Genomic DNA, 23,636 nt, shown 5'->3' with positions numbered 1-23,636 from the left:
AGCCTCGGCTAGGCTCTGACCATGACCCGCGAGAACATCAGAACCCCCGACGGCGGAACGATCGAGCTTTTCAGCACGGGTGCCGAGCTGGCCTCGGCGGGCTCCGGCGTCGTCGTCGTTGCGGCGTCCATGGTGACCGCCGCCGACTACACCCGCTTCGCCCAGAAGCTCAGCGCGTCCCTCGGGCGGCCGGTGCACACCTTCAACCGGCGCGGCCGCGGCTCCTCCTCCCCGCAGCCGGAGGATTACACCCTCGACGTGGACATCAAAGACCTCGCCGCGGTCATGAAGCACACCTCCAGCACCGACGTTTTCGGGCACAGCTTCGGCGGCGCGGTGGCGCTGCACGCCGCCCGCACGCTGCCGGTGGAACGCCTCGCCGTGTACGACCCGGCCGTCTCCGTGAACCACAGCGTCACTGCGGACTGGACCACCGAATATGAGAAGGCGACAGCGGCCGGCGACGACGACCGCGCCCTCGCCGTCCTGCTCCGGGGCCTGGAGACCGGCAGCGCCCTGTCCCGGATGCCGCTGTCCATGCTGACGCTGGCGAACAAACTGGCCGCCGGCACCCCGCTCGGCAAGCAGATGCGCGAGCTGATGAAGACCGGGGTCCGGGAGATCAAGGCCATCATCGCCGCCGACATGCCGGCCGAGCCGTTCCTGGAGCTGCCGCTGGAGACGCTGATCATTGTCGGCGAGAAGAGCCCCGCGTACTTCGGTGTGGCCTGCGCCCAGATCCATGAGGTGCTCTCCGGCTCCAGCTACACAATCCTGCCGGGGATGGGCCACGACGGCGTCAACAAGGCACCGGACAAGCTCATCTCCGCACTCAGCGAGTTCTTCGCCAGCTAACAACTCAGCCGCGGCACAGCAAAACGCGGGGTCACTAAGCGTCCATCCGAGGCCTCGGGATGGGCGGGTAGTGACCCCGCGTTGGTTTAAGCGGGTCGGGTTAGTGGGCGGCGGGGGCGGGGTGGTCCGCTGCCGCGGTCTTGCGCATCAGCGCGGACAGGACGACGGCGGCGACGGCGATGACCGACGCCGTGAGGAACGCCGCGTGCATTCCCGCGACGATTCCCGCGCTGGCGGACACCACCGCGTAGATCGAGACGAGCAGCGCCGTTCCGGCGGCACCGGCCACCTGCTGCAGGGTGCTCATGATCGCCGAGCCGTGGGAGTACAGGTGCGGCGGCAGCGGGTTCAGCCCGGTGGTGAACGCCGGCGTGAAGATCAGGGCCAGCCCCAGGCTGAGGCCCACGTGCAGCGCGATGATCCACCCGACCGGCGTGCCCGCGTCGAGGAGGGAGAACTGGAACAGGGCCACCACGAGCAGGGACGAGCCGGTGACGGTGAGCGGCAGCGGGCCGACCTTGTCGAAGAGCCGCCCGATGAACGGGCCCAGCAGGCCCATCGCGAGTCCTCCGGGCAGCAGGGTCAGCCCGGTTTCCAGCGATGTCAGACCGCGGACCTCCTGCAGGTACAAAGGCAGGAGGATCACGGAGCCGAACAGGGCGATCATGGCCACGACGAGCAGCAGCACGGACACCGTGAACATCCGGAAGGTGAACGCCCGCAGGTCCAGCAGGGGCGCCTCGGACTTCTGCAGCCGCAGCTGGCGGAGAACAAAGGCCACCATGGCCACGGCGCCCACGGCGAGGGCAATAACGGCGGGCGAGCCGGGGCCGGACTCGCCGCCGCCGATCTGGCTCAGGCCGTAGACGATCCCGCCGAAAGCGGGAACGGTCAGCAGCACGGACAGGACGTCGAGCCGGGTCTTTTCCGTTTCGCCGATGTTGGTCAGGAACCGGGCGCCGATCGCGAAGGCGGCCAGCGCGACCGGCAGGACGAAGACGAACATAAAGCGCCAGGAGAAGTGCTCGAGGATCAGTCCGGACACTGTGGGGCCCATGGCCGGCGCCACCGAGATGGCGATGCTCACGTTGCCCATCACGAAACCGCGGCGTGCCACGGGGACCAGGGTGAGGATGGTGGTCATCAGCAGGGGCAGCATGATGGCCGTGCCCGCGGCCTGGACGATCCGTGCGAGCAGGAGGATTTCAAATCCGGGCGCCAGCGCCGCGAGCAGTGTGCCGCCGGAGAACAGGCCCATGGCCAGCATAAAAACCGCGCGGGTGGACAGCCGCTGCAGGATGAAGCCGGTCGTGGGGATCACGATGGCCATCGTGAGCATAAAACCGGTCGACAGCCACTGCACGGTGGGGGCGGTGACGCCGAGATCCACCATCAGGCGCTGCAGCGCAACGTTCATGATGGTTTCGTTCAGGATCACCACGAAGGTGGCCACCAGCAGGGTGGCGATGACGGTGACCGATTCCCGGGACATCTTTGCCGGCGGTGCGGCGGCCTCCGCGGCGGCCTGGGCCTGCACGGGATCGCCGGCGGGCTTTGAAGAGACGTCAGTAGACATAGGGGATTCCCTCAGGGAGTTTCGAAGTGGGGTGGCGAGCGTCGTCGCTACATCAGGTGCCAACCGGCGACAGGCCACGGTAATTCCCGGCGGCGGAGATAGTTTCCGGCGGCCTGCGTCCGGCGGCCCGCCGGGCCAGCACCGCACGGCGGCCGGCAGGTGCCCGGCCGAGAGCGGAAACGGCTAGGAATCCAGTGGGACGTTGTCGATCAGCCGGACCGGGCCGACCGTGGCCGCGATGATCGCCAGGCCCTCGCCGCGGAACGGGGTGTCCCGGCAGTTCTCGGCCAGCGGGTCCAGGGTTCGGGGGTCCACCACCTCGAAGTAGTCCAGGTGCACAAGCGGCTGGGACTCCACGAGGGCCCGCGCGGACTCAAGGTCCAGGGGCTCGTGGGCGTTGGCCCGTTCCTCGACCAGGCGCAGCGCCCGCGAGAGCACCAGCGCCGCCTCGCGTTCCTCGGCGGAAAGGAAACGGTTGCGGCTGGACAGCGCGAGGCCGTCCGCGGAGCGCACGATCGGCACGGGGACGATCTGGACCGGGAAGTTCAGATCCGCCACCATACGCTGGACCAGGGCCAGCTGCTGGGCATCCTTCTGGCCGAAGTACGCCCGGTAAGCCGGCAGTTCCGGGCCCGCGGCCGCGCCGGGCGTCCCGTAGTGCAGCAGCTTGGCCACCACGGTCAGGGCGCCGTCGAAGTGCCCGGGGCGGGACGCGCCCTCCCACTTCTCGGCCACCGCGCCCGCACTGATCCGGACGCGGGGTGCCCCTTCGGGGTAGACCTCGGCCGCGTCCGGAGCGAACACCAGGTCCACGCCCACGGCGTCCAGCAGCGCCAGGTCCGCCTCCAGGGTCCGGGGGTAGCGTTCCAGGTCCACGGCCTCGCCAAACTGCAGCGGGTTCACGAAGATACTCACCACCACCACGTCATTCTGCTCGACGGCGGTGCGAGCCAGCTCGGCGTGCCCCTCGTGCAGGGCACCCATGGTGGGCACCAGGCCCTGCGAGGTGCCGCCCTTCTCCTGGAGCAGGCGGGCGCTTTCAGTCCGGAGCCGGGCAGCCGTGGTCACGAGTTGGATCGCCAAGTTGGGGACCTTCCTTAGGTTTGCGGGCCGTCGAGGTCCGGGCCCTCGAGCGCCTGCGTGATGTCGCCGAGTTGCTCCGGCTTCAGCAGTCCCCGGCGTCCTGCCCGGCGGGCCGTCGCCCGGGCCATGGCCAGGTACGCCTCCAGAATATCGCCGCCCGAGCCGCCGTCGTGCTCCCGCAGGGACTCGGCGTGTGCGGCAACGGTGCCCACGTCGCCTCGGACGACCGGCCCGGTGAGGGCCGATTCGCCCGAGGCGAGCGCGTTCTCCAGGGTCGCCCGCAGCAGCGGTCCCAGCATGCGTTCGGGGGCCTCGACGCCGACTTCCCGGAGCAGCTGCGAGGCCTGCGCCACCAGGGTGACGAGGTGGTTTGAGCCGTGCGCGAGGGCCGCGTGGTAGAGCGTGCGGTCGGCCTCGGCGATCGCGACGGGCTCCGCACCCATCTCCACGACGAGGGCCTGGGCAATGGGCAGCATCGCGGCGTCCGCCGTGACTCCGAAGGTGCAGTCCAGCAGCCGGGTCAGGTCCAGGCTCATCCCGGTGAAGGTCATCGCGGGGTGCAGCGCCAGCGGGATGGCGCCGGCGGCCCGCACCGGATGCAGGATCCCGACGCCGAAGCGGCCGGAGGTGTGGGCGACGAGCTGGCCGGGCTGCCAGGCGCCGAGCTTCGCCAGTCCCTCGATGAGCGGGCCGAGCGCGTCGTCGGGGACGGCCAGGAGCACGAGTTCGGCGCGCTCGACGATGTCCTGCACGTCCAGCACCGGGACGCCCGGAAGCAGCGTCTCCGCGCGTTCGCGGCTGGCGTCCGAGACCGCGGAGACCCCGATGATGGCATGTTCCGCGCCGCGCAGCGCCGCCCCCAGGACGGCGCCGACCTTGCCGGCGCCGATGATTCCGATGCCGAGTCGTCCTGGTTTAGCCATGCTGCGGGTCTTCCTGACTGTTGGGTTCTTCGGTGTGGGAGGGGCCGGCCACGAGCGGGCGGACCTGGTCCAGCCAGTGCTCGCTGGTCTGGCGTTTGCGCGCGGCCCGGGCCCGGGCCGCCTGTTCATCCAGCAGTGCCCGGCCCTCGTCGAGGCCGGCCTGGATCAGCCGCGGGGACACCGGCCCGGCGGTGGTGTGCAGCACCAGGTCCGCCACCCGGAAGCGCCGGGCCAGGGGGCCCTGCTCCAGCGCCATGGACTGGGTGCGCTGGTGCGGGACCACCACGAGGTGCCGCCACCAGCGGCCCGAGCGGATCAGCAGGGCCGTGTCGGTGGCGCTGAAGCCGTTGCGCCGCCAGCCCAGCGGGGCCAGCAGCCGGGCGCGCCGCGGGGTGGTGACGAAGCCGCCGTCGTCCGTCCCGGAACCCGGCGCCCCGGCAGCGTCCGCGGTCTCCTCCCCCGACACGGCAGGGGCGAGGCCGTTGACGCCGGCGGTGAAGATCCGCACCGGGTCCGGGGTGCCCGGGTCGGGCAGGACCAGGGAGAGCATGGTGAGCACGTCGGGGAAGGTCCCCACCGGAAGGAGCGTGGTCCGGGAGGAGGCCTCGCCGTTGCCTCCCGCGGCGCCGTAACCGGCCACGTTGACCTGGATCCGGTACCAGCCGAGGACCCGCCACAGCGGCGGCTGGCTGACCCGCAGGGCCTGGATCCGCCCCGGCGGCAGGGTCTGCGCCTGGGTGTCCAGCAGCCCGTAGCGCAGCCGGATGCCGTCCGGGGAAATGGCCGCGGTGAAGTTATAGCCCCGGTTGAGGGAGTTCCAGTACGCGGCGACCATGCCCAGCACGGCCGGGATCAGGAACAGGTAGAAGCTGCGGTTTTCGGTGGCGGCGGAAAGCACCACGGAGGCCAGCCCGCCGACGACCACGACCACGCTCTGCTCGCTCAGCACCAGGGATCCGATGAGGCGCCCGGGCGGGACGGTGAGCACGGCGTGTTCCGGCGCCTCCGCCGCGGCGGCCCCCGGTTGCGCGGGGTCCGGCACGACGCCGGCGGCGCGGGCCAGGATCGTGGCCCGGAGCTGCCGCGCTTCGTCCATGCGGAGGTAGGCGAGCCGGACCGCGGACTCCCCGGCGTCGGCGACCTCGAACTTGAGCTCGGCCAGCCCGAAGATCCGCGCGAGCAGCGGCTGCACGATGTCGATGGCCTGGACCCGGTCGAGCCGGGCCTGCCGCTGCTGTTTGAAGAGGAAGCCGGTGTTGATCCGGACATAGCCCTCCGCCACCTGGTAGCGGGTGAAGTACCAGCTCAGGACGTAGCCCGCCCCGGTGAGCAGCAGCAGCACGCCGCCGCCGAACAGCAGCCATGGCGCCCGGCCTGCGAGCTGCTCGTCGACGAGGGGGCCGCCCTGGAGCATCCGCTCGAAAGTGTCCCGGAAGAAGAAGAAGACAATGGCGGCCAGCGCCACCCAGCCGCGCACGAAGGGCGAGGCGGGGTGCACGCGCAGCCACCCGCCGTCGGGGGTTCCCGCGTCGGCGCCGGCGGACGCCTCCGGGGCCGCGTCCGGCTTCACTGTGTTCCCCTAATGGAGGTCCTCACAGCGGACCCGTCACAGTCCGGCCAGCCGGGCTTCACCGCGGGCGGAGAGCTGCTCGCGGAGCCGCGCTCCCTCCGCGGCGGGCAGGCCCGGGATTTCCGCGTTGGTGCCGGCGGAGGCGGTGTGCAGTTTCAGCGTGCATAGGCCCAGGCCGCGTTCCACCGGCCCGACGCCGATGTCCACGTACTGCATCCGGCCGTAGGGGACCACGAGGGTGCGCTGGAAGAAGATGCCGCGGCGGATGAGCAGGTCGTCCTCACGCTCGGCGTAGCCGATGGCGCGCACCTGGCGGGGAATGAGCAGCAGCCGCCAGAGGGCCAGGACCAGCATCACGGCCGGGAGGGCGACGGCCAGCCAGAGCGGGAAGTTCTCCCACACGCCGCTGACGACAAGGATCAGCGGAACGCACAGCAGCGCCACGACGACGAGGTTGGCCAGCGCCCAGCTGGCCAGCCGCACCGTGATGTATTTCGGCGAAACGCGCAGCCACGTGATGCCCGGGGGGTCAATCGCCTCGGTACGCATATTCGCCTTCCGATTTGGGTTTGCGCTTGTCCTGGAGGCCCGGGACTGATTCGCCGTCTCCCTCCTCGGGCGGGATCCGGCAGAACCGTTCCACCATCAGGCCGACCCCGATCATGGCCAGGCCGCCGCCGGCCATGGCCAGGGCCTGCCAGGCGAGGGTCTGGTCACTGCGCAGATTCCAGAGGCGCAGCTGGTCAATGAAGATCCCTGCATGCCAGCCCAGCAGCACGCTGCCGGTGTAGGCGCAGGCCTGGGCGAGGACGAGGGTCCAGGCGGCCAGGATCGGGTTGAGCATTTTCTTCTTTTTGCCGTTCCGCCAGCGGAGCACGCGGATGCCCAGCACGAGGGTGAGCACCATGATCACGCCCATCGTGATGAGTCCGTTGAGCGGCAGCACGGGGGTGTTCAGTCCGTAGCGGGTGGTCAGCAGGGCGGCGAGCCAGCCCAGGATCCCCACGGCCACGCTGATCACCAGCAGCACCAGCGGGCTGGTCAACTTCATCACTCGGCCGCTCCGGCCACGCCGTGGAGGTTTTCGAACCCGTCGAAGGGCACCAGGTCGGCGAAGTCGGCGGCCTTGGCGGCGAGCTCGCCGATGCGTTCGCCGTTGAGCTCGGCGCCGGGGTCGATGAGCGACCACGGGTAGAGCACGAACGCCCGCTCGGCTGCGCGCGGATGGGGCAGGGTCAGTTCCGGGTCGGAACTGGCCAGATCCCCGTACGTGATGATGTCGACGTCGAGGGTCCGCGGACCCCAGTGCACGTCGCGGACGCGGAGGTGTTTCTGCTCCACCGCGTGGCAGTGCTGCAGCAGCTCCAGGGGCGCCAGTGTGGTCTCCACGGCGATCACCATGTTGAGGAAGTCCGGCTGGCCGTCCGGCCCGCCGACGGCTTTGGTCTGCACAATCGGCGAGATGGCCAGCAGGCGGACCTCGGGCGGGTCGACGATGTCCGCGACGGCCGCCGAGAGGGTGTCGCTGCGAGCCCCCAGGTTGCTGCCGAGCGCGAGCACGGCCCGGGTGTAGTTCATCGCTGGTCCTGCCGGGTCCGCCGGACGCTGACGGAGACGTCGCCGAATTCGACGGCGATCGGGGCCCTGGGCTTGTGCACGGTGATGTCCACCGCGGCGACGGGGAACCTTCCCAGCACGTCCTCGGCGATCCGCACGGCCAGCGCCTCGATCAGGTTCAGCGGCTCCCCCGTGATCCAGCCCCGGATGCATTCGGCCACCTCACCGTAGTGCGCGGTGTCCAGCACGTCGTCGGAGGCGGCGGCACGGCTGAAGTCCAGGTGCAGGACGGCATCGACGACGAACGGCTGGCCGTTGCGCCGCTCGAAATCCAGCACTCCGTGGTGGCCGACGGCGGTGACGCCGCTCAGCGTGATCTGGTCCATGGTGGCCTGCCGGTTCAGTTGTCGCCGGCGGCGGGCGGCGCGGCGGGTGCCTGCGCCGGGGTCATGCGGGCAGCGACCTTGACGGCGTCGAGGCTGGGGCCGACGTCGTGCACGCGGACCGCCCAGGCACCCCGGTGGGCGCTGATGGCGGTGACAGCGGCGGTGGCGGCGTCACGTTCGGCCGGCGGGGCGGCCTTGCCGGCCACGGTCAGGAGGCTGCCGAGAAAGCGCTTGCGGGAGGCTGCGACGAGCACCCTGTGGCCCATGGCCTGCAGGACGTCCAGGCGGCGGAGCAGTTCCCAGTTCTGCTCCTCGTTCTTGGCGAAGCCCAGTCCCGGGTCCAGGATGATCTGTTCCGGGGCGACGCCGGCCGCGTACAGCTTGTCGCGGACGCCGGCGAGTTCCGCGGCCACGTCTTCCGCGACGTTCCCGTACTCGGTCAGGGAGTCCATCGTGCTGGCGTTGCCGCGGCGGTGCGTGAGGATGTAAGGGACCTTGCTGCGGGCCACCAGTTCGGCCATCTCGGGCTCCATGGTGAGCCCGGAGACGTCATTGATGATGGCGGCGCCGGCGTCCAGCGCCGCCGCGGCGGTGGCGGCGTGCGTGGTGTCGATACTGACCAGGGCACCGGCCTTGACCAGCGCCTGGATCACGGGCAGCACCCGGCGCTGCTCCTCCTCGACGCCGACCTCGACCGCTCCCGGGCGGGTGGATTCACCGCCGACGTCGATGATGTCGGCGCCGCCGTAGAACATCCGCAGGCCGGCGGCGATGGCGGTGTCCGCGGCGGCGTGCTTGCCGCCGTCGCTGAAGGAGTCCGGGGTGACATTCAGGATCCCCATCACGAGCGTCCGGTCCGTGGGGAGGTTTTCCAATTTGGCGGCCGGCCGGGCCTTGCGCAGGACGGGCAGGGGCGAGGTCGCCGGTCCGGTTCCGGGGGCTGCGGCTAGGGAATCCATAGTCTGTGTTCTTACCTTCCGATAATGAGGCTCATGGCCTCGGCACGGGTGGCCGGGTCATGGAGCTGCCCGCGCACCGCGCTGGTGACGGTCTTGGCGCCGGGCTTGCGGATGCCGCGCATCGACATGCAGAGGTGTTCGCATTCGATGACAACGATTGCGCCGCGGGGCTTGAGATGGGTGACGAGGGCTTCGACGATCTGGGTGGTGAGGCGTTCCTGGACCTGGGGGCGGCGGGCGAACATGTCCACGAGCCGCGCGAGTTTGCTCAGGCCGGTGACTTTCCCGTCGTGCGAGGGAATGTAGCCCACATGCGCGACGCCATGGAACGGAACGAGGTGGTGCTCGCAGGTGGAGTAGAACGGGATGTCCTTGACCAGGACCAGTTCCTCGTGGTCCAGGTCGAATTGGGTGGCCAGGATTTCGGCCGGATCGTGGTGGAGCCCGGCGAACATCTCCGTGTAGGCCTTCGCGACCCGCCTGGGGGTGTCCAGGAGGCCGCTGCGGTCCGGGTCCTCGCCGATGGCCAGCAGGATCTCACGGATAGCCGCCTCGATCCGGGGCTGGTCCACGGGGGTGATGCCGGGGACGGGCGCTCCCGCCGTCTGGGGATCGGTGGCGGGAGCGTCGTCGTCGTCATTGAAGAAAGAAGTCACGGAAGAAGCCTAGCCGGGATGGCCGTCGGGCCCGAGATCCGTTACACCGCCTTGGAAGGGCTCCTGTCCGGAGACAACACCCTGGGCGTGCGGCGGGAACGTGTCCAGCGGTTCCTCGAGGCGGGCTTCCTTGGCTTCTTCCTGCGCTTCGCGTTCGGCCTTCTCGCGGCGGGATTCCACCGGGCCGATTTCCTGGATCGGGCGGGTCTCCTTGGAGAGCCAGATCTCGCGGAAATCACGCTTCCGGATGTTGGTGAAGACCTGGGCGATTTCGGCCTGGTTCAGCGTTTCGCGTTCCAGCAGTTCGAGTGCCAGCTCGTCCAGGACGTCGCGGTTCTCAATCAGGATGGCGTAGGCCTCGTCGTGGGCGCCCTCGATCAGGCGGCGCACTTCCTCGTCGACGATGTAGGCGATCTGGTCGGAGTAGTTGCGCTCGTGGCCGGCGTCGCGGCCCAGGAAGGGCTCGCCGCCGCCCTGGCCGAGGCGCACCGCGCCGACGCGTTCGCTCATGCCGAACTCGGTGACCATCTTGCGGGCGATCCCGGTGGCCTTCTCGATGTCGTTGGACGCGCCGGTGGACGGGTCATGGAAGACGAGCTCCTCGGCGACTCGGCCGCCCATGGCGTAGGCCATCTGGTCGAGCAGTTCGTTGCGCGTGACGGAGTACTTGTCGTTCTCCGGGACCACCATGGTGTAGCCCAGGGCGCGGCCGCGGGGCAGGATGGTGATCTTCGTGACCGGGGCCGAGTTCCGCAGCGCCGCGGCTACGAGGGCGTGGCCGCCTTCGTGGTACGCGGTGACTTTGCGTTCGTGTTCCTTCATGACGCGGCTGCGCTTCTGCGGGCCGGCCATCACGCGGTCGATGGCCTCGTCGAGGGCGCGGTCATCGATCAGGTTCGCGTTGGAGCGGGCGGTCAGCAGGGCCGCCTCGTTGAGGACGTTGGCCAGGTCCGCACCGGTGTAGCCGGGGGTCTTCTTGGCCACGGCCTTCAGGTCGACGCCGGGAGCCATCGGCTTGCCCTTGGCGTGGACCTTCAGGATCTGGTCGCGGCCGATCAGGTCGGGGGCCTCGACGGAGATCTGGCGGTCAAAGCGGCCCGGGCGGAGCAGGGCCGGGTCCAGCACGTCGGGGCGGTTGGTGGCGGCGATCAGGATGACGTTGGTCTTGACGTCGAAGCCGTCCATTTCAACCAGCAGCTGGTTGAGGGTCTGCTCGCGTTCGTCGTTGCCGCCGCCGATGCCGGCACCGCGGTGGCGGCCGACGGCGTCGATCTCGTCCACGAAGATGATGGCGGGGGCGTTCTGCTTGGCCTGCTCGAACAGGTCGCGGACTCGGGAGGCGCCCACGCCGACGAACATTTCCACGAAGTCGGAACCGGAGATGGAGAAGAACGGGACGCCGGCTTCGCCGGCGACGGCCCGGGCCAGCAGGGTCTTGCCGGTGCCGGGAGGGCCGTAGAGCAGCACGCCCTTGGGGATCTTGGCCCCCACAGCCTGGAACTTCGCCGGTTCCTGCAGGAATTCCTTGATTTCTTCGAGTTCCTCGACGGCTTCGTCGGCGCCGGCGACGTCGCTGAAAGTGACCTGGGGCATGTCCTTGTTGACCAGCTTGGCCTTGGACTTGCCGAACTGCATGACCTTGGAGCCGCCGCCCTGCATGCGGGAGAGCAGGAACCAGAACAGGACGCCGAGGAGGAGGACCGGGATCAGGAGGGAGAACAGCCCGGCGAACCAGTTGTTCTCGACCGGCTGGTCGGTGTAGCCGCTCGGCGGGCGGGCGTCCGTGACGGCTTTGACGACGTCGTCCGCGCGGGCGTTGACGTAGTAGAACTGGATGTTCTTGCCCTTGTCCTGGCCGTCAACCTGCAGGTTTTCCTTCAGGACCAGGTCCACGCGGTTTTCGGCGTCGAAAATCTTTGCCTGTTCAACCTTGCCGCCGGTGTCGGTCAGCAGCGCGAGGCCCTTGTCCGTATCGATCCGGGCTGCGCCGCCCGGGGACAGGGTGGCAAAGGCGAGCAGGAGCATGCCAACAACAACGACAATCCAGATGCCCGGGCCCTTGAAGAAACTCTTAGCTTTCATCTGTTCGGGGCAGGCCCCGTCCCTCCTGGTAGTGCTGCACGGCGACCGTTCTGCGCGCGTGTGGTACTGCGTCAGTGTCTAGCTATACACCGTCGCATAAGCTCACGCACGGTGAAGTCCAAAAGTTCCCTGAGGGCGTAGCGGAGCCGGGCGGGACCGGCCCCCTGCCGGGCCCGCGCCGGGCCTGTCCTGCCGGAGGTACCCGGCGGGTGCGCTACTCGTAGACGTGCGGCGCCAGAGTGCCGACGAAGTCCAGGTTGCGGTACTTCTCGGCGTAGTCCAGGCCGTAGCCGACTACAAACTCGTTGGGGATGTCATAGCCGACATACTTGACGTCGATCTGGACCTTCGCGGCCGTGGGCTTGCGGAAGGCGGTGCAGATTTCGACCGAGGCCGTGCCGCGGGACTCCAGGTTGGTCTTGAGCCAGGACAGGGTCAGGCCGGAGTCAATGATGTCCTCGACGATCAGGACATCCTTGCCCATCAGGTCCGTGTCCAGGTCCTTGAGAATGCGGACCACACCGGAGGACTGCGTGCCGGACCCGTAGGACGAGACGGCCATCCAGTCCATGGAAACGTGGCTGTGAAGGGCACGGGCGAGGTCGGCCATGACCATCACGGCGCCCTTGAGCACGCCGACGATCAGCAGATCGCGGCCCTCGTAGTCCTTGTCGATCTGGGCAGCGAGTTCGGTGATCCGTGTCTGGATCTGCTCCTTGGAGTACAGAACGTGCTTGAGATCTGCCTGGACGTCGTTTGAATCCACCAATAACTCCTGTGTAGATGCGGGGGCAACTATATTTTGGGCGGTTTTTGAGGCCGGAATACAAGCTTCCCACAGCGGGCCGCTTCGCGGGGAACACCGCCGGGGCCGGACTGCCCCTCGGCCAGGAGCTCGGCGAGCGAGAGCCGGTAGACACTGACCCCGCCGGGGAGCTCCACCGGACCCGCCGATCCCTGCCGGCGGAGCAGTGCTTCCGCGGCGAGCAGTCGCTGGTAACTGGGCTGCTGGCCCCCGACGGCGGCCGCGGCCTTCGCGATGACGCGGAACCGTACGGCCGGTGCCAGCTCGCGCACGGCTTCCTCCGGGAGGCTGATGGTGCCGCCGGACTGTTCCCGGAGCCGGAGGAAGGTGTCGTTGGCCACGTCCTCGAGGTAATCGGCGTCCAGCTGCAGGATCGCGGCAGTCCGCGCCAGCGATTCGGCCACCCCCGGGCCCAGCTTCTCCTCGAGCAGCGGCAGCACCTCCACCCGGGTCCGGGACCTGGCAAACGCCGGATCCGCGTTGCTGGGATCGTGCCAGGGGTCAAGGCCCTCGACCTCGCAGATCTCGAGCGTGTCCGCGCGGCGCAGCCCCAGGAAGGGCCGCAGCAGGCGGTCGCGGGCGGGCCGCATGCCCGCCAGGGAACGGGTTCCGGAGCCGCGGGCCAGCCCCAGCAGCACCTGTTCGGCCTGGTCATCAAGGGTGTGGCCGAGCAGGATGGCCTGGGCGCCGGTGTCGTCGGCGGCGGCTTCCAGGGCGGCGTGCCGGGCGTCCCGGGCGGCCGCTTCCGGCCCCATCCCGGTGGAGGCCACCTGGACCGTGCTGACCTGGACGGGTGAGAGCCCCAGTTCCCGCAGCGTCACGGCGGTGGCGGCGGCGACCTCGGCGGATCCGGGCTGCAGCTGATGGTCCACGACGACGGCGCCCACGGAGACGGGGTGGCCGTCGACGTGACCGCGGCGGGCGAAGTACGCGGCGACGGCGGCGAGGGCCAGTGAGTCAGGTCCGCCGCTGCAGGCCACCAGGATCCGTTGCGGGTAACCCGCTCCGGCCAGGGCGTCCTGCAGCATCTTCCGCGCCGTGCCGACGACGGGCGCCAGCCGACCGGGCCGGCGTCGGCCGCCCGAAAGCCGTCCGCTCGAAACGGGACTGGATGTCACGGGACCTAGTGCCCCATCCGCTCGAGCCAGAGCCGGGAATTGTGGATCTCGGCCTCGGTCGGCAGGTGGTCCGCGGACTCCCAGACCCGGTTGAAGCCCTCCATTCCGGCCACGTCCACGACTTCGCGGACGAACTTGGCGCCGTCGCTGTACTGGCGCATCTTGGCGTCCAGTCCGAGCAGGTTGCGGATGAACTTTTCGATCACGCCGCGGTCCTTGGCCCGGGAGTTGAAGCGCTGCCGGATGGTCTTCACGGAGGGCACAATGCTGGAGTCGACCGCGTCCATCACCACGTTGGCGTGCCCTTCGAGCAGGCTCATGAGGGCGGTCAGGCGCGAGATCGCGGCCTTTTCCTCGGGGTTCTGCAGCAGGTCCAGGATGGCGCCCCGGCTGGGGGCGGAGCCGGACGCGGTGCGGTCCTTGAGCGACTTCGCGGCGGCCGAGGCCCGTTCCATCAGGGAGTCGACGTTGCCGAGCAGCTGCCCGCTGAGGCTGTCGATCTCCTCCAGCATGTGGTGTCGCAGCCAGGGTGCCGCGGCGAACTGCACCCGGTGGGTCTGTTCGTGGAGGCAGACCCAGAGCCGGAAGTCTTCGGGCTCGACGTTGATTTCACGCTCGACGGAGATGATGTTCGGCGCCACCAGGAGCAGGCGGCCGCCGGCGGGGGCGGTGGAGTTCTCGGCGAGGGCGGAGAAGGGGTCGTACTGGCCCAGGACCTTGCTGGAGAGGAAGGCGAGGATGGCGCCGAGCTGGCTGCCGGTGATGGCGCCGCTGACGCTGGCCGTGCCGGGGTTCAGTGTGCCGCGGCGGCTCTCGAGCATCTTTTCCATCGCGGGCTGGAGCATCACGGCGAAGCTCTGCGTGTTGGCCTTGGACCAGGAGGCGCGGTCCACCACCAGGACCGAGGAGTCGCGCAGGTCGCGGGCGGCCTCCAGGCCGGTGATGTCATGGACGTGGGGCACGGAAAGGTCCGCCATCAGCCGCAGGTTGTCGACGGCGGCGCCGATCTCCGCCGATCCCAGGACGGGACCGGCGGGCGTCAGCCGGGCGGCGGTGGAGGCGGCAAGCTCCCAGTTGATCAGGGCTTGGGCTTGGGCTGATGTCTCGCGGGCAGAGGACTCCATAGGCTCCATCAGATCACAGCGGACTGACATTGCGCCTTAAATTCGTCGGGCGGCGAACGGCCGCCGGGCTCAACGCCGTCGTCCAGGCCATCCGCTGCTCCGTAACTGCCGTTTTCGGGGTCCAAAAGGGCGGTTACGGAGCAGTCGACGGTTCGACGCCGGCCGCGGGGGTCAGCGGGAGGGGTCAGCGGCAGCCGCAGCCGGCCAGGACGGAGGCGGTGCGGTCCAGCGCGGTTTTGTTCCCCGCCCCCGGGGTGAGTCCGTTGCCGATAAAGGAAAACACCAGGAGCCGGCCGTCGGCGTCCACGACGTAGCCGCTCAGGGCGATGACCGTGTTGAGTGTGCCGGTCTTGGCACGGACCAGGCCTGCACCGCCGGCTGTCGCCGCGTCGTCCACGTACCGGTCCCCCAGGGTTCCGGTGAGCCCGGCGACCGGGAAGCCGGCCAGGCCGGCCCGCAGCCGGGTGTCCGCGCCCGAGGTCATGGCCCGGACCACTTCGGAGAGCTGCCGGGCGGAGACCTGGTTTGCCAGGGCCAGCCCGGAGACGTCTGCGGCGCGCAGCGGGCCGGCGGGGATCTTCAGCTCTTCCAGCTGCTGCAGCACGGCTGCCACGGCGCCGTCGTTGCTGCCGGGCTGCCCGGCCGCCAGCGCCGCCATGCGGCCGATCGCCTCGGTGAGGTAGTTGTCCGAGGTGCGCAGCATCAAGTCGACCTGCTGGCCCACCGTCGCGGACTGGACTTCGGCCAGGACCCTGGCGCCGGCGTCGTCCGTTCCGGCGGGGACCCGCGCGACGCCGGGCGCCACCGTCAGTCCGGCCGCGCCGGCCGCCGCCGCGAGCTGGGCATGAAACGCCTCGGCGGCGCCCATCGCGGCATCCTGGGGGCGGGGGCCGGTGGTTGTGGCCGGGTCGAAACGGGCCGAGTTCAAGGCGAGCGGGAACAGCGGGGCCATCTCGCCGGCGGCGACATCCTCCAGGTTCCAGGCCGGGTTCAGCGCGGGGCCGGTAAACAGGGAGTCGTCCAGCTGGACCGTCAAGGGGGCGGAGACGCCGTCGTCCTGCAGGGCCCGGACGGCCGACTGCGCCAGGCTGGCGAGCCCGGCGCGGCCCAGCACGGCGCCGGGCACCGATTCGCCGGCACCGAGGAGCACGTCCCCGCCGCCGGTGAGCACAACTGACCCGGGGGCCGCCCCGGCCACGGCCCGGGTGCTGAAGCGGCGTTCCGGGCCGAGGGTCCGCAGGGCCGCGGCGGCCGTGAGGAGCTTCATGTTGGAGGCCGGGACCCGGACCTCGTCGCCGGAACGGTCGAAGAGGACCTCCCCGGTGAGGGCGTCCTGCACGACGCCGGTGAAGTTCCCGGAGCCGTCGGCCCGGAGGGTTTCGTTGAGCCGGGCCGCGAGCGGACCGGGTTGCGGGACGGGGGCGGCGGCTGAGAGCGGTTCTATGCCGTCCGGGGTGGTGCCGGCCGCCGCGCCGTCGCGGGCGGCCAGTGTGCCGGGGACCTGGTGCCAGGGCGGGGTGGTCTGCGCGGCGGTCTCGGCGGGGCCGGGCCCGAGGAAAGCGGGGGCGACGGCAACTCCGGCGGGGAGGGCGAGCGCCGCGACAAGCAGGGTCTGGAGCAGCAGCGGGAGGCTCCGCCGCAGCCGCCCGGTCACCGGGTCGGCGCCCGGGTGGGTCGTTCTGCGTTTCATGCCGCTGCTGGTCCTTTTAGTGCTGAAATGTCCCCCCAAGTTCCTGAAACCCGGGCCTCTCGCTATATCCTCAATAGTAGTCGGCGGCAGCGGCAGCCTTTTGTGCGTGCCGCGCACGCCCGAAAACCGCGCATCCCCTGAATTTCTCAAGGAGCAGTCCATGAAGCATGACGTGACCATCGAGATCCCCAAGGGATCACGCGTCAAGTACGAAATCGACCACGAAACGGGCCGCGTCCGCCTGGACCGCGTCCTGTTCACCTCGATGCAGTACCCCACGCACTACGGTTTCTTCGAGAACACCCTGGGCGAAGACGGCGACCCGCTGGACGCCCTGGTGCTGCTGCAGGACTTCGACCTGCACCCCGGCGTCATCGTTGAGTCCCGCCCCATCGGCGTGTTCAACATGACCGACGACGGCGGCGGCGACGCCAAGGTGCTCTGCGTGCCGGTCGACGCGCGCTTTGATCACATCAAGGAGATCAGTGACGTCAGCGAATTCCTGATCAAGGAAATCGAGCACTTCTTCACCCGCTACAAGGACCTGGAGCCGGGCAAGTGGGTCAAGGCCGAGGGCTGGGGCGACCGCGCCGCCGCCGAGGCCGAGCTTGAGGCATCCATCAAGCGTTACGTTCCCCACACGCACTAACGTCCCCCAGCTCCAACGCGGGGTCACTTGCCGCCCATCCGTCCGCCGGATATGGGCCGTGAGTGACCCCGCGTTGCTGTTTAAGCGTGGACGGCCGTTGTGAGTGACAGGTCAGGAATGTGTGAAATCGTTGGCTTATGAACGCCGAGCCTGCCTTTAGTCCTCCCTGCGGTCCGGTCACCGGCTGGCGTGACGGCGACGTCGTGCGGGCCACCGGAATCCCCTATGCCGCCGCGGGACGTTTCCAGCCACCGGTGAGGGCACCGGACCGGACCGGAGTCCTCGCCGCCACGGCCCTGTCCCCGGCGTGCCCGCAGGCCCCGGTGCCGTTCCTGGATGACATCCTCGGCACCCGTTACGGGGAGCTGCCCGGCAGTGAGGACTGCCAGCGGCTCTCCATCACCATGCCGGCCGGCCTGGCTGCGGACGAGCGGGTTCCCGTGATGGTGTGGCTCCACGGCGGGTCCTACACCTCCGGTTCCGGTGACCTGGCCATCTTCGATCCCCGGGCCCTCGTCGCCGAAAACCGGGTCATCGTGGTGTCCGTGACGTACCGACTGGGCCTGTTCGGGTACCTCGCGACGGGCACGGGCCGGCCCGCGAACCTCGGCCTGCTGGACCAGCTCGAGGCGTTCCGCTGGGTCCGGCGCAACATCAGCGCTTTCGGCGGCGACCCGGGACGGGTCACGGCCTTCGGGCAGTCCGCCGGCGGCGACGCCGTCGCCCACCTAATGGCGACGGCGGAGGCCCCCTCCCTGTTCCAGCGCGCCATCATTCAAAGCGCGCCGCTGGGCATTACCCGGGGCCGGGAAAAGATGAGCACCGCGATGGGTATCGCGGCGGAGCACGTCACCGAGGACACCCCCGCGATGGACGTTGTGGAGATCGAAGGGCATGTGTCGCAGGTGGCCCGGAAGTTCGGGCTGGTCGCGGCCATGCCGTTCGGCACCCAGTACGGGCACTCCCCCCTGCCGCCGGAATCCGGCATTGAGGACGCCTGGAACGCCACGGCCCCCGGGATCGAGGTCCTGATCGGACACACCTCCGAGGAAGCCCGGCTGTTCCTGCCGCGCAACCCCGTCGTCGGCCGTGTGGCCAAGGTCCCGGTGCTCGGGACCGCCGTGGTGAAGGCCATTAACTGGGCCGTGACCGAGGCGGTGTACGGCCGGGCCGCCCGGAGGTTCGCCCGCCGGCACGCCCAGGCCGGCGGCACGGCATACAGCTACGTGCTCTCCTGGGCGGCGCCGGGGAATTTTTACGGGGCCGCGCACACCGTCGACCTGCCGCTGCTGTTCGGCGACGAACAGACCTGGGCAGGTGCCGGGCTGCTCACGGGCGCCAGCTGGGAGGACATCAACGCCCAGGGCCGGGCCCTCCGCGCGGTGTGGGCCCGTTTTGCGGCCGGGGAGGGCCTGGACAGCCGGGGCGGTCTGCCCGGCGCCCTCCAGTACCGCTCGGTCAGCGCCGGATGAACCGGATCCTCAGGCTTGCCGTCCCGGGCCGGCCGCGGTGAAGACCCTCGGCGTCGACCTCGCCGCGGCCACGCGGAAGACCGCGGCCGCCGTCATCGACTGGGGCAACGGCACCGCCCGCCTCGCGCACCTGGCCCTCGACGTCGGCGACGAGGAGATCGTGCGGCTCTTCGGCGCCAGCGACATGACGGGGATCGACTGCCCCGTGGGCTGGCCGGACGCCTTCCTGCCCTTCCTGGCCGGGCATCTGGGCTTCGAGCCGCACCCCGTGCTGGACTACGACGGCATCGAGGGACGCCGGCTGCTGGCCTACCGGGACACCGACCGCTTCGTCACCGCCCGCGCCGGGCTGATCCCGCTCAGCGTCTCCGCCGACCGGCTGGCCCACCCGGCGATGCGCTGCGCCGTCATCCAGGCCAAAATCGCCCGGGACCACGGCCCGCAGGCCCGGGACGGCAGCGGCCGGCTCGCCGAGGTCTACCCGGCGGCGTCGCTGAAATCCTGGGGCCTGCTGGCCCGCGGCTACAAGGGCCGCGGCGGAACGGAAACGCAGCGGCTCACCGTGCTCCTCGACGCCCTGCAGCAGGCAGCACCCTGGCTGGACCTGGCCGGCCACGAGGACCGGCTGGCCGGCTCCGACGACATGTTCGACGCGCTCATCGCCGCGCTCACCGCGCGGGCCGTCGCCCTCGGCGTGACGCTCCGCCCGGATGCCGCCCACGCCCGGGCCGCTCTGACCGAAGGCTGGATCCACCTGCCCACCGGCGGGCTGGGCGGGCTCAGCGGCACCCTGCCCTAGCCGGTGCGGCTGCGGGCCTACTCCCGGCCGAGGGTCCAGCCGCTGATGTCCTCCGAGTCCTCTCCGTGGTCCCGGGTGTGGTTGTGCGCCCGGATCCTGCTGTCCTGCAGCGCCTGCCGCAGCAGCGAGTGTTTCTCCGCCAGGCCCGGCACCCGGTCGATCGCGTCGATGGCGAGCTGGAAGCGGTCAATCCCGTTGAGCATGGCCATGTCGAAGGCCGTCGTGGTGGTGCCCTCCTCCTTATAGCCCCGGACGTGCAGGCCCTCCTGGTTGGTCCGCCGGTACGCCAGCCGGTGGATCAGGGACGGATAGCCGTGGTAGGCGAAGATGATGGGCTTGTCCGCCGTGAAGATCCCGTCGAAGTCCCGGGACGTCAGCCCGTGCGGGTGTTCGCTGGCGTCCTGGAGCCGCATCAGGTCCACCACGTTGACCACCCGGATCTTCAGCCCCGGGGCGCCGGCCTTCAGCAGTTCCGCCGCGGCGACCGTCTCGACCGTGGGCACGTCGCCGGCGCAGGCCAGCACGACGTCGGGTTCCTCGCCGGGGACCTCGGAGCCGGCGAACTCCCAGATCCCCAGGCCGCGCTGGCAGTGGTGCGCGGCGTCCGCGGGGCCGAGCCAGGTCGGCGAGGGCTGCTTGCCGCTGACCACGATGTTGACGTAGTCCCGTGAATCGAGGCAGTGCTCCATCACGGAGAGCAGCGTGTTCGCGTCCGGGGGCAGGTAGACGCGGATGACCTCGGCTTTTTTGTTCACGGCGTGATCGATGAAGCCGGGATCCTGGTGCGAGAAGCCGTTGTGGTCCTGCTGCCAGACATGCGAGGACAGCAGGTAGTTGAGCGAGGCGACCGGCTGGCGCCAGGCCAGTTCCCGGTGCACCTTGAGCCACTTGGCGTGCTGGTTGAACATGGAATCCACGATGTGGATGAACGCCTCATAGCAGCTGAAGACGCCGTGCCGGCCGGTCAGCAGGTACCCTTCCAGCCAGCCCTGGCACAGGTGTTCGCTGAGCACCTCCATGACCCGTCCGGCGCGGGCCAGGTGCTCATCGAGTTCCTCGATCCGGTACTGCCACACCTTGTCCGTGACCTCATAGACGTCCTGCAGGCGGTTGGATGCCGTCTCGTCCGGGCCGAACAGCCGGAACGTCTCCGGGTTCTGGCTGATCACGTCGCGCAGCCAGGACCCCAGGGTGATCATGGCGCTGACCCGCTCGACCCCCGGTTGCGCCACCGGGACGGCATGATCCTCGTACTTCGGCAGTTTGAGGTCCCGCAGCAGCACGCCGCCGTTCGCGTACGGGGAGGCGCTCATCCGGAGTTCGCCCTCGGGGGCGTTCGCCGCGACCTCCGGGCGCAGCCGCCCGGCGGCGTCGAAGAGCCCGGCCGGCCGGTACGACTCGAGCCACTCCCCGAGCTGGCCCAGGTGCTCCGGGTTGGTGCGCACCTCCGACAGCGGCACCTGATGGCTCCGCCATGTCCCTTCCACCTGCAGCCCGTCGACGACTTTGGGCCCGGTCCAGCCCTTCGGCGAACGCAGCACGATCATGGGCCACCGCGCGGCCCCGTCTGCGGCGGGGCGGTCGGCGCCGCCGCCGGCAGTTCCGCTCCGGCGCGCGGACTGGATCGCCCGGATCTCCGTGAGGCAGTCGTCCAGCACGGCGGCGAAGTCCCGGTGCGCGGCCGCGGAGTCGTCCGGATGGCCCACGGTCACGAAGTGCGGCTCGTGCCCGTAGCCGCGCAGCAGCTGTTCCAGCTGGGCTTCGGGCATGCGGGCCAGGATGGTGGGGTTGGCGATCTTGTAGCCGTTCAGGTGCAGGATGGGCAGCACCGCACCGTCATGGACCGGGTCCAGGAAGTTGTGGGAGTGCCAGCTCGCCGCCAGCGGCCCGGTTTCGGCCTCGCCGTCGCCGATGACGACGGCGGTGATCAGGTCGGGGTTGTCGAAGACGGAGCCGTAGGCGTGCGCCAGGGAGTAGCCGAGCTCGCCGCCCTCGCTGATGGAGCCCGGGGTTTCCGGGGCGGCGTGGCTGGGGATGCCGCCCGGGTAGGAGAACTGCCGGAACAGCTCAGCCATGCCCTGCCCGTCGTCACCGACGTTGCTGTAGATCTCGGAGTAGGTGCCCTCCAGCCAGGCGTTTGCCACGACGGCGGGGCCGCCGTGGCCGGGGCCGGCAATGAACAGCATGCTCTGGCTGTCCCGGCGGATGATCCGGTTGAGGTGGGCGTAGACGAAGTTCAGCCCCGGCGTGGTGCCCCAGTGGCCCAGCAGCCGGGACTTCGTGTCGCCGGCACTCAGGGGTTCCCGCAGCAGCGGGTTGGAGCGGAGATAGATCTGACCCACGGACAGGTAGTTGGCGGCCCGCCACCAGCGGTCCACGAGCTCCAGTTCCGCGCCGCCGGGCTCACGGGAGGCGCTTTCCGGCCGCGCGCCGGGCGCCGTGCCCGCGGCGCTGCCCACGGTCCGATCGGTGTCGTTGTTCAGGTCGCTGGTCAACTCGCTGGTCAATGGATTCCTCGCTTTACAGGGGCCCGGAACGGTACGCAGGCTCCATCGCAACACGTCCCCGGACCGGATACAAGCCCGCGGGGACGTGTCCAGGGGCCGCTCTTGCCAGCCCCTTTCCACCGGGTAGTGTGGATCCAGAATGTTCACGCTGACCATCAACCAAACCGACAGCCGGCGCGACGGCGACTGCGTGCCGCAGCTCCTCAAGGACCTGCGGCACATCCCGGCGCGCCTGGATTTCGACCGCTCGGTGGAGGACGAGGTCCAGGGCATTGTGGACTCCCCGCAGCAGGCCGTCGAAGCGGCGATGATCGCACTGCGGACCGGCAGCTGGTACGTCGGCATCGGCGTCGGGCCCGTCAATGAACCCCTGCCGAACCAGATCAAGGACGCCTCCGGCCACGGGCTGATTTACGCCCGCCGGGCCGTCGACCGGCTGCGCAACGGCAAGGACCGGATCCCGGTGGCCGTGGAGGGCCCGCTCGCCGACCTCGCCGCGGAGTCCGAGGCCGTGCTGCGGCTGCTGGGCCACATCGTGCACGACCGCAGCCCCGCGGAATGGCGGGTCCTGGACCTGCTGACCCCGGGGGTCCGCGGTCAGCAAAAGGCGGTGGCCGAGGAGCTCGGGATCACCACCCAGGCGGTCAGCAAGGCCGTGGCGCGGGCGCAGTGGAATGAGGAACACGCGGCGCGGCCCGCCGCGGCCAGGCTGCTTGGCCTGATCCTCGAGGTGCGCTGACCGCCCGCACCCTGCAGGCCGGCGCCCCGACATCGTCGGAGCCCGCCGTCGGAGCCCGCCGCCGGCGGCGCCTGGAGCAGTCGTCGGAACCTAGAGCAGCAGGCTGCGCAACACGTGGGCGGCGCCGTCGTCGAACACGGAGTGGGTGACCTCGTTCGCGGCGGCGATGACTTCCTCGGGCGCCTGGCCCATGGCCACACCGCGGGCGGCCCAGGTGAGCATCTCAATGTCATTGCGGCCGTCGCCGACGGCGACGGTGCGGTGTGCCTCGATCTCCAGCCGCCCGCGGAGGTGCTCCAGGGCGCTGGCCTTGGTCACGCCGGCGGCGGCGATGTCCAGCCACGCCGTCCACCCCACCGAGTAGGTCACGCCGGCCAGGCCGATGTGCCGGATGGCGGTGTTGAACTCCTCGGGCGTGTTCTCGGCGCTGAAGACCACCACGCGGACCGCGGTGGCTTCCAGCATGGTCTGGAAGTCGACGCCGATTGCCTCCACCCCGAAGCTCATGTCCTGGAAGCGCTCGGTGGAGAGGAAGTTGCCGTCCTCGTCCTCAAGCGCGTACTTGGCCGAGGGCAGCCGCTTGCGCAGTGCCCGGAGCGCGGGGCCCGGGTCGAAGGTGGCTTTGTGCACGATCTCGTAGCCGTCCGGGAGGCCGGAATCCAGCCGCAGGGTGACCCCGCCGTTGGAGCACACGGCGTAGCCGTTGTCGATGCCGATGTGCTCGATGATCGGCAGGGTCGCGTTCAGTGAGCGGCCGGTCGCGATGGTGACGTGGTGGCCGGCAGCCACAACGTCCTGGGCGGCTTCACGGACGGGAACGGACATGTGGCCGTCGTGGTCCACGAGGGTGCCGTCGACGTCGAGCGCCACCATCAGCTTGTGGGCTGCGGTGGTTACGTTGTTTCGGTTGTTGTCTCGCCGGTCATCGTTGCCGGCGACTGAGGATTCAGTCAATGTTGTCATCTCACAAGTAGAGCAGACACCCCCGACCGCCGCTAGGACGCAGGCCACAGCGTCCGGTGAACCCGGGGTGAACAGCTGTTGACGCCCATGGCCCCGCGGCACTTTGCGGGGTCATGGGCCGGG

General features: G+C 69.9%; 22 protein-coding genes. 5 read left to right on the top strand and 17 right to left on the bottom strand.

Translation table 11 applies throughout. The features are described 5' to 3' along the window. Positions 1-21 precede the first annotated feature (21 nt). Positions 22-855 (top strand): alpha/beta fold hydrolase, encoded by an 834-nt coding sequence (locus tag J2W14_RS02335; protein WP_307457806.1) that lies wholly within the window; start codon positions 22-24, stop codon positions 853-855. Between the two features lie 100 nt (positions 856-955). Here J2W14_RS02335 and J2W14_RS02330 read toward each other — a convergent pair whose 3' ends face one another. From J2W14_RS02330 to dacB, 15 genes are all read right to left on the bottom strand, one after another. Further along, positions 956-2,431, bottom strand: coding sequence for a DHA2 family efflux MFS transporter permease subunit (locus J2W14_RS02330; RefSeq protein WP_307457804.1), 1,476 nt, complete (start codon positions 2,429-2,431; stop codon positions 956-958). Positions 2,432-2,614: 183 nt separating this feature from the next. Continuing rightward, positions 2,615-3,514 (bottom strand): pantoate--beta-alanine ligase, encoded by a 900-nt coding sequence (gene panC / locus J2W14_RS02325; protein WP_307457801.1) that lies wholly within the window; start codon positions 3,512-3,514, stop codon positions 2,615-2,617. 14 nt (positions 3,515-3,528) lie between these two features. Further along, positions 3,529-4,437 carry a Rossmann-like and DUF2520 domain-containing protein gene (locus J2W14_RS02320; protein WP_307457797.1) on the bottom strand — a complete coding sequence of 303 codons (909 nt, stop codon included), beginning with the start codon at positions 4,435-4,437 and terminating at the stop codon, positions 3,529-3,531. Continuing rightward, positions 4,430-6,007 (bottom strand): PH domain-containing protein, encoded by a 1,578-nt coding sequence (locus J2W14_RS02315; protein ID WP_307457794.1) that lies wholly within the window; start codon positions 6,005-6,007, stop codon positions 4,430-4,432. Before J2W14_RS02315 ends, J2W14_RS02320 begins: the two co-directional genes overlap by 8 nt. Positions 6,008-6,043: 36 nt before the next feature. Then, positions 6,044-6,556, bottom strand: coding sequence for a PH domain-containing protein (locus tag J2W14_RS02310; protein ID WP_307457791.1), 513 nt, complete (start codon positions 6,554-6,556; stop codon positions 6,044-6,046). Continuing rightward, complete coding sequence (locus J2W14_RS02305; protein WP_307457788.1) at positions 6,537-7,058, bottom strand: DUF3180 domain-containing protein; 522 nt, start codon at positions 7,056-7,058, stop codon at positions 6,537-6,539. The genes J2W14_RS02310 and J2W14_RS02305 overlap by 20 nt, the downstream gene beginning before the upstream one ends. Continuing rightward, positions 7,058-7,585: a 2-amino-4-hydroxy-6-hydroxymethyldihydropteridine diphosphokinase gene (gene folK / locus J2W14_RS02300; protein ID WP_307457785.1), complete on the bottom strand. Its 528-nt coding sequence runs from the start codon at positions 7,583-7,585 to the stop codon at positions 7,058-7,060. The genes J2W14_RS02305 and folK overlap by 1 nt, the downstream gene beginning before the upstream one ends. Beyond that, positions 7,582-7,950 carry a dihydroneopterin aldolase gene (folB, locus tag J2W14_RS02295; protein ID WP_307457782.1) on the bottom strand — a complete coding sequence of 123 codons (369 nt, stop codon included), beginning with the start codon at positions 7,948-7,950 and terminating at the stop codon, positions 7,582-7,584. Before folB ends, folK begins: the two co-directional genes overlap by 4 nt. A 14-nt stretch (positions 7,951-7,964) precedes the next feature. Then, complete coding sequence (folP, locus tag J2W14_RS02290; RefSeq protein WP_307457780.1) at positions 7,965-8,909, bottom strand: dihydropteroate synthase; 945 nt, start codon at positions 8,907-8,909, stop codon at positions 7,965-7,967. 11 nt (positions 8,910-8,920) lie between these two features. After that, entirely contained in the window at positions 8,921-9,565 is a 645-nt protein-coding gene (gene folE, locus J2W14_RS02285; RefSeq protein WP_370871166.1) for a GTP cyclohydrolase I FolE, read from the bottom strand. A 9-nt stretch (positions 9,566-9,574) separates the two neighbouring features. Continuing rightward, positions 9,575-11,647, bottom strand: a complete 2,073-nt coding sequence (gene ftsH / locus J2W14_RS02280; protein WP_307457778.1) for an ATP-dependent zinc metalloprotease FtsH — start codon at positions 11,645-11,647, stop codon at positions 9,575-9,577. Between the two features lie 214 nt (positions 11,648-11,861). Then, positions 11,862-12,413 carry a hypoxanthine phosphoribosyltransferase gene (gene hpt, locus J2W14_RS02275; RefSeq protein ID WP_232082480.1) on the bottom strand — a complete coding sequence of 184 codons (552 nt, stop codon included), beginning with the start codon at positions 12,411-12,413 and terminating at the stop codon, positions 11,862-11,864. A gap of 29 nt (positions 12,414-12,442) precedes the next feature. Further along, complete coding sequence (tilS, locus tag J2W14_RS02270; RefSeq protein WP_307457773.1) at positions 12,443-13,480, bottom strand: tRNA lysidine(34) synthetase TilS; 1,038 nt, start codon at positions 13,478-13,480, stop codon at positions 12,443-12,445. Between the two features lie 95 nt (positions 13,481-13,575). Next, a complete protein-coding gene (locus J2W14_RS02265) occupies positions 13,576-14,694 on the bottom strand; it encodes a zinc-dependent metalloprotease (RefSeq protein ID WP_307457770.1) in 1,119 nt (372 codons plus the stop codon). Between the two features lie 184 nt (positions 14,695-14,878). Beyond that, positions 14,879-16,384 (bottom strand): D-alanyl-D-alanine carboxypeptidase/D-alanyl-D-alanine endopeptidase, encoded by a 1,506-nt coding sequence (gene dacB, locus J2W14_RS02260; RefSeq protein WP_307457767.1) that lies wholly within the window; start codon positions 16,382-16,384, stop codon positions 14,879-14,881. A 160-nt stretch (positions 16,385-16,544) separates the two neighbouring features. Here dacB and J2W14_RS02255 point away from each other — a divergent pair, with 160 nt between their 5' ends. From J2W14_RS02255 to J2W14_RS02245, 3 genes are all read left to right on the top strand, one after another. Continuing rightward, complete coding sequence (locus tag J2W14_RS02255) at positions 16,545-17,033, top strand: inorganic diphosphatase (RefSeq protein WP_307457764.1); 489 nt, start codon at positions 16,545-16,547, stop codon at positions 17,031-17,033. A gap of 137 nt (positions 17,034-17,170) precedes the next feature. After that, positions 17,171-18,505 carry a carboxylesterase family protein gene (locus tag J2W14_RS02250; protein WP_307457761.1) on the top strand — a complete coding sequence of 445 codons (1,335 nt, stop codon included), beginning with the start codon at positions 17,171-17,173 and terminating at the stop codon, positions 18,503-18,505. A gap of 37 nt (positions 18,506-18,542) precedes the next feature. Then, the gene (locus J2W14_RS02245; RefSeq protein ID WP_307457757.1) at positions 18,543-19,304 is read left to right on the top strand and encodes a DUF429 domain-containing protein; all 762 of its coding nucleotides are present in this window, start codon (positions 18,543-18,545) and stop codon (positions 19,302-19,304) included. Positions 19,305-19,321: 17 nt separating this feature from the next. Here the strand turns inward: J2W14_RS02245 and J2W14_RS02240 are convergent, their stop codons facing one another. Continuing rightward, positions 19,322-21,691 (bottom strand): phosphoketolase family protein, encoded by a 2,370-nt coding sequence (locus J2W14_RS02240; RefSeq protein WP_370871179.1) that lies wholly within the window; start codon positions 21,689-21,691, stop codon positions 19,322-19,324. A 259-nt stretch (positions 21,692-21,950) separates the two neighbouring features. Between J2W14_RS02240 and J2W14_RS02235 the strand changes: the two genes are divergently transcribed. Then, positions 21,951-22,550: a MarR family transcriptional regulator gene (locus tag J2W14_RS02235; protein ID WP_069950283.1), complete on the top strand. Its 600-nt coding sequence runs from the start codon at positions 21,951-21,953 to the stop codon at positions 22,548-22,550. A gap of 90 nt (positions 22,551-22,640) precedes the next feature. On the opposite strand, the gene J2W14_RS02230 is transcribed toward J2W14_RS02235, so the two are convergent. Further along, entirely contained in the window at positions 22,641-23,513 is an 873-nt protein-coding gene (locus J2W14_RS02230; RefSeq protein ID WP_307457749.1) for an HAD family hydrolase, read from the bottom strand. Positions 23,514-23,636 lie beyond the last annotated feature (123 nt).

This window comes from Pseudarthrobacter oxydans (assembly GCF_030812335.1).
Classification (GTDB): Bacteria; Actinomycetota; Actinomycetes; order Actinomycetales; family Micrococcaceae; genus Arthrobacter; species Arthrobacter oxydans_B.
The sequence above is the reverse complement of the archived record's forward strand: the minus strand, read 5'-3'. Positions and strand labels throughout refer to the sequence as shown.

Excerpts from the sequence above, each read along its gene's own strand:
- J2W14_RS02335 (WP_307457806.1), top strand. The coding sequence starts at position 22 with ATGACCCGCGAGAACATCAGAACCCCCGACGGCGGAACGATCGAGCTT.
- J2W14_RS02330 (WP_307457804.1), bottom strand. The coding sequence starts at position 2,431 with ATGTCTACTGACGTCTCTTCAAAGCCCGCCGGCGATCCCGTGCAGGCC.
- J2W14_RS02320 (WP_307457797.1), bottom strand. The coding sequence starts at position 4,437 with ATGGCTAAACCAGGACGACTCGGCATCGGAATCATCGGCGCCGGCAAG.
- J2W14_RS02310 (WP_307457791.1), bottom strand. The coding sequence starts at position 6,556 with ATGCGTACCGAGGCGATTGACCCCCCGGGCATCACGTGGCTGCGCGTT.
- J2W14_RS02305 (WP_307457788.1), bottom strand. The coding sequence starts at position 7,058 with ATGAAGTTGACCAGCCCGCTGGTGCTGCTGGTGATCAGCGTGGCCGTG.
- folK (WP_307457785.1), bottom strand. The coding sequence starts at position 7,585 with ATGAACTACACCCGGGCCGTGCTCGCGCTCGGCAGCAACCTGGGGGCT.
- folB (WP_307457782.1), bottom strand. The coding sequence starts at position 7,950 with ATGGACCAGATCACGCTGAGCGGCGTCACCGCCGTCGGCCACCACGGA.
- folP (WP_307457780.1), bottom strand. The coding sequence starts at position 8,909 with ATGGATTCCCTAGCCGCAGCCCCCGGAACCGGACCGGCGACCTCGCCC.
- ftsH (WP_307457778.1), bottom strand. The coding sequence starts at position 11,647 with ATGAAAGCTAAGAGTTTCTTCAAGGGCCCGGGCATCTGGATTGTCGTT.
- tilS (WP_307457773.1), bottom strand. The coding sequence starts at position 13,480 with ATGCTGCAGGACGCCCTGGCCGGAGCGGGTTACCCGCAACGGATCCTG.
- J2W14_RS02265 (WP_307457770.1), bottom strand. The coding sequence starts at position 14,694 with ATGGAGTCCTCTGCCCGCGAGACATCAGCCCAAGCCCAAGCCCTGATC.
- dacB (WP_307457767.1), bottom strand. The coding sequence starts at position 16,384 with ATGAAACGCAGAACGACCCACCCGGGCGCCGACCCGGTGACCGGGCGG.
- J2W14_RS02255 (WP_307457764.1), top strand. The coding sequence starts at position 16,545 with ATGAAGCATGACGTGACCATCGAGATCCCCAAGGGATCACGCGTCAAG.
- J2W14_RS02250 (WP_307457761.1), top strand. The coding sequence starts at position 17,171 with ATGAACGCCGAGCCTGCCTTTAGTCCTCCCTGCGGTCCGGTCACCGGC.
- J2W14_RS02235 (WP_069950283.1), top strand. The coding sequence starts at position 21,951 with ATGTTCACGCTGACCATCAACCAAACCGACAGCCGGCGCGACGGCGAC.
- J2W14_RS02230 (WP_307457749.1), bottom strand. The coding sequence starts at position 23,513 with ATGACAACATTGACTGAATCCTCAGTCGCCGGCAACGATGACCGGCGA.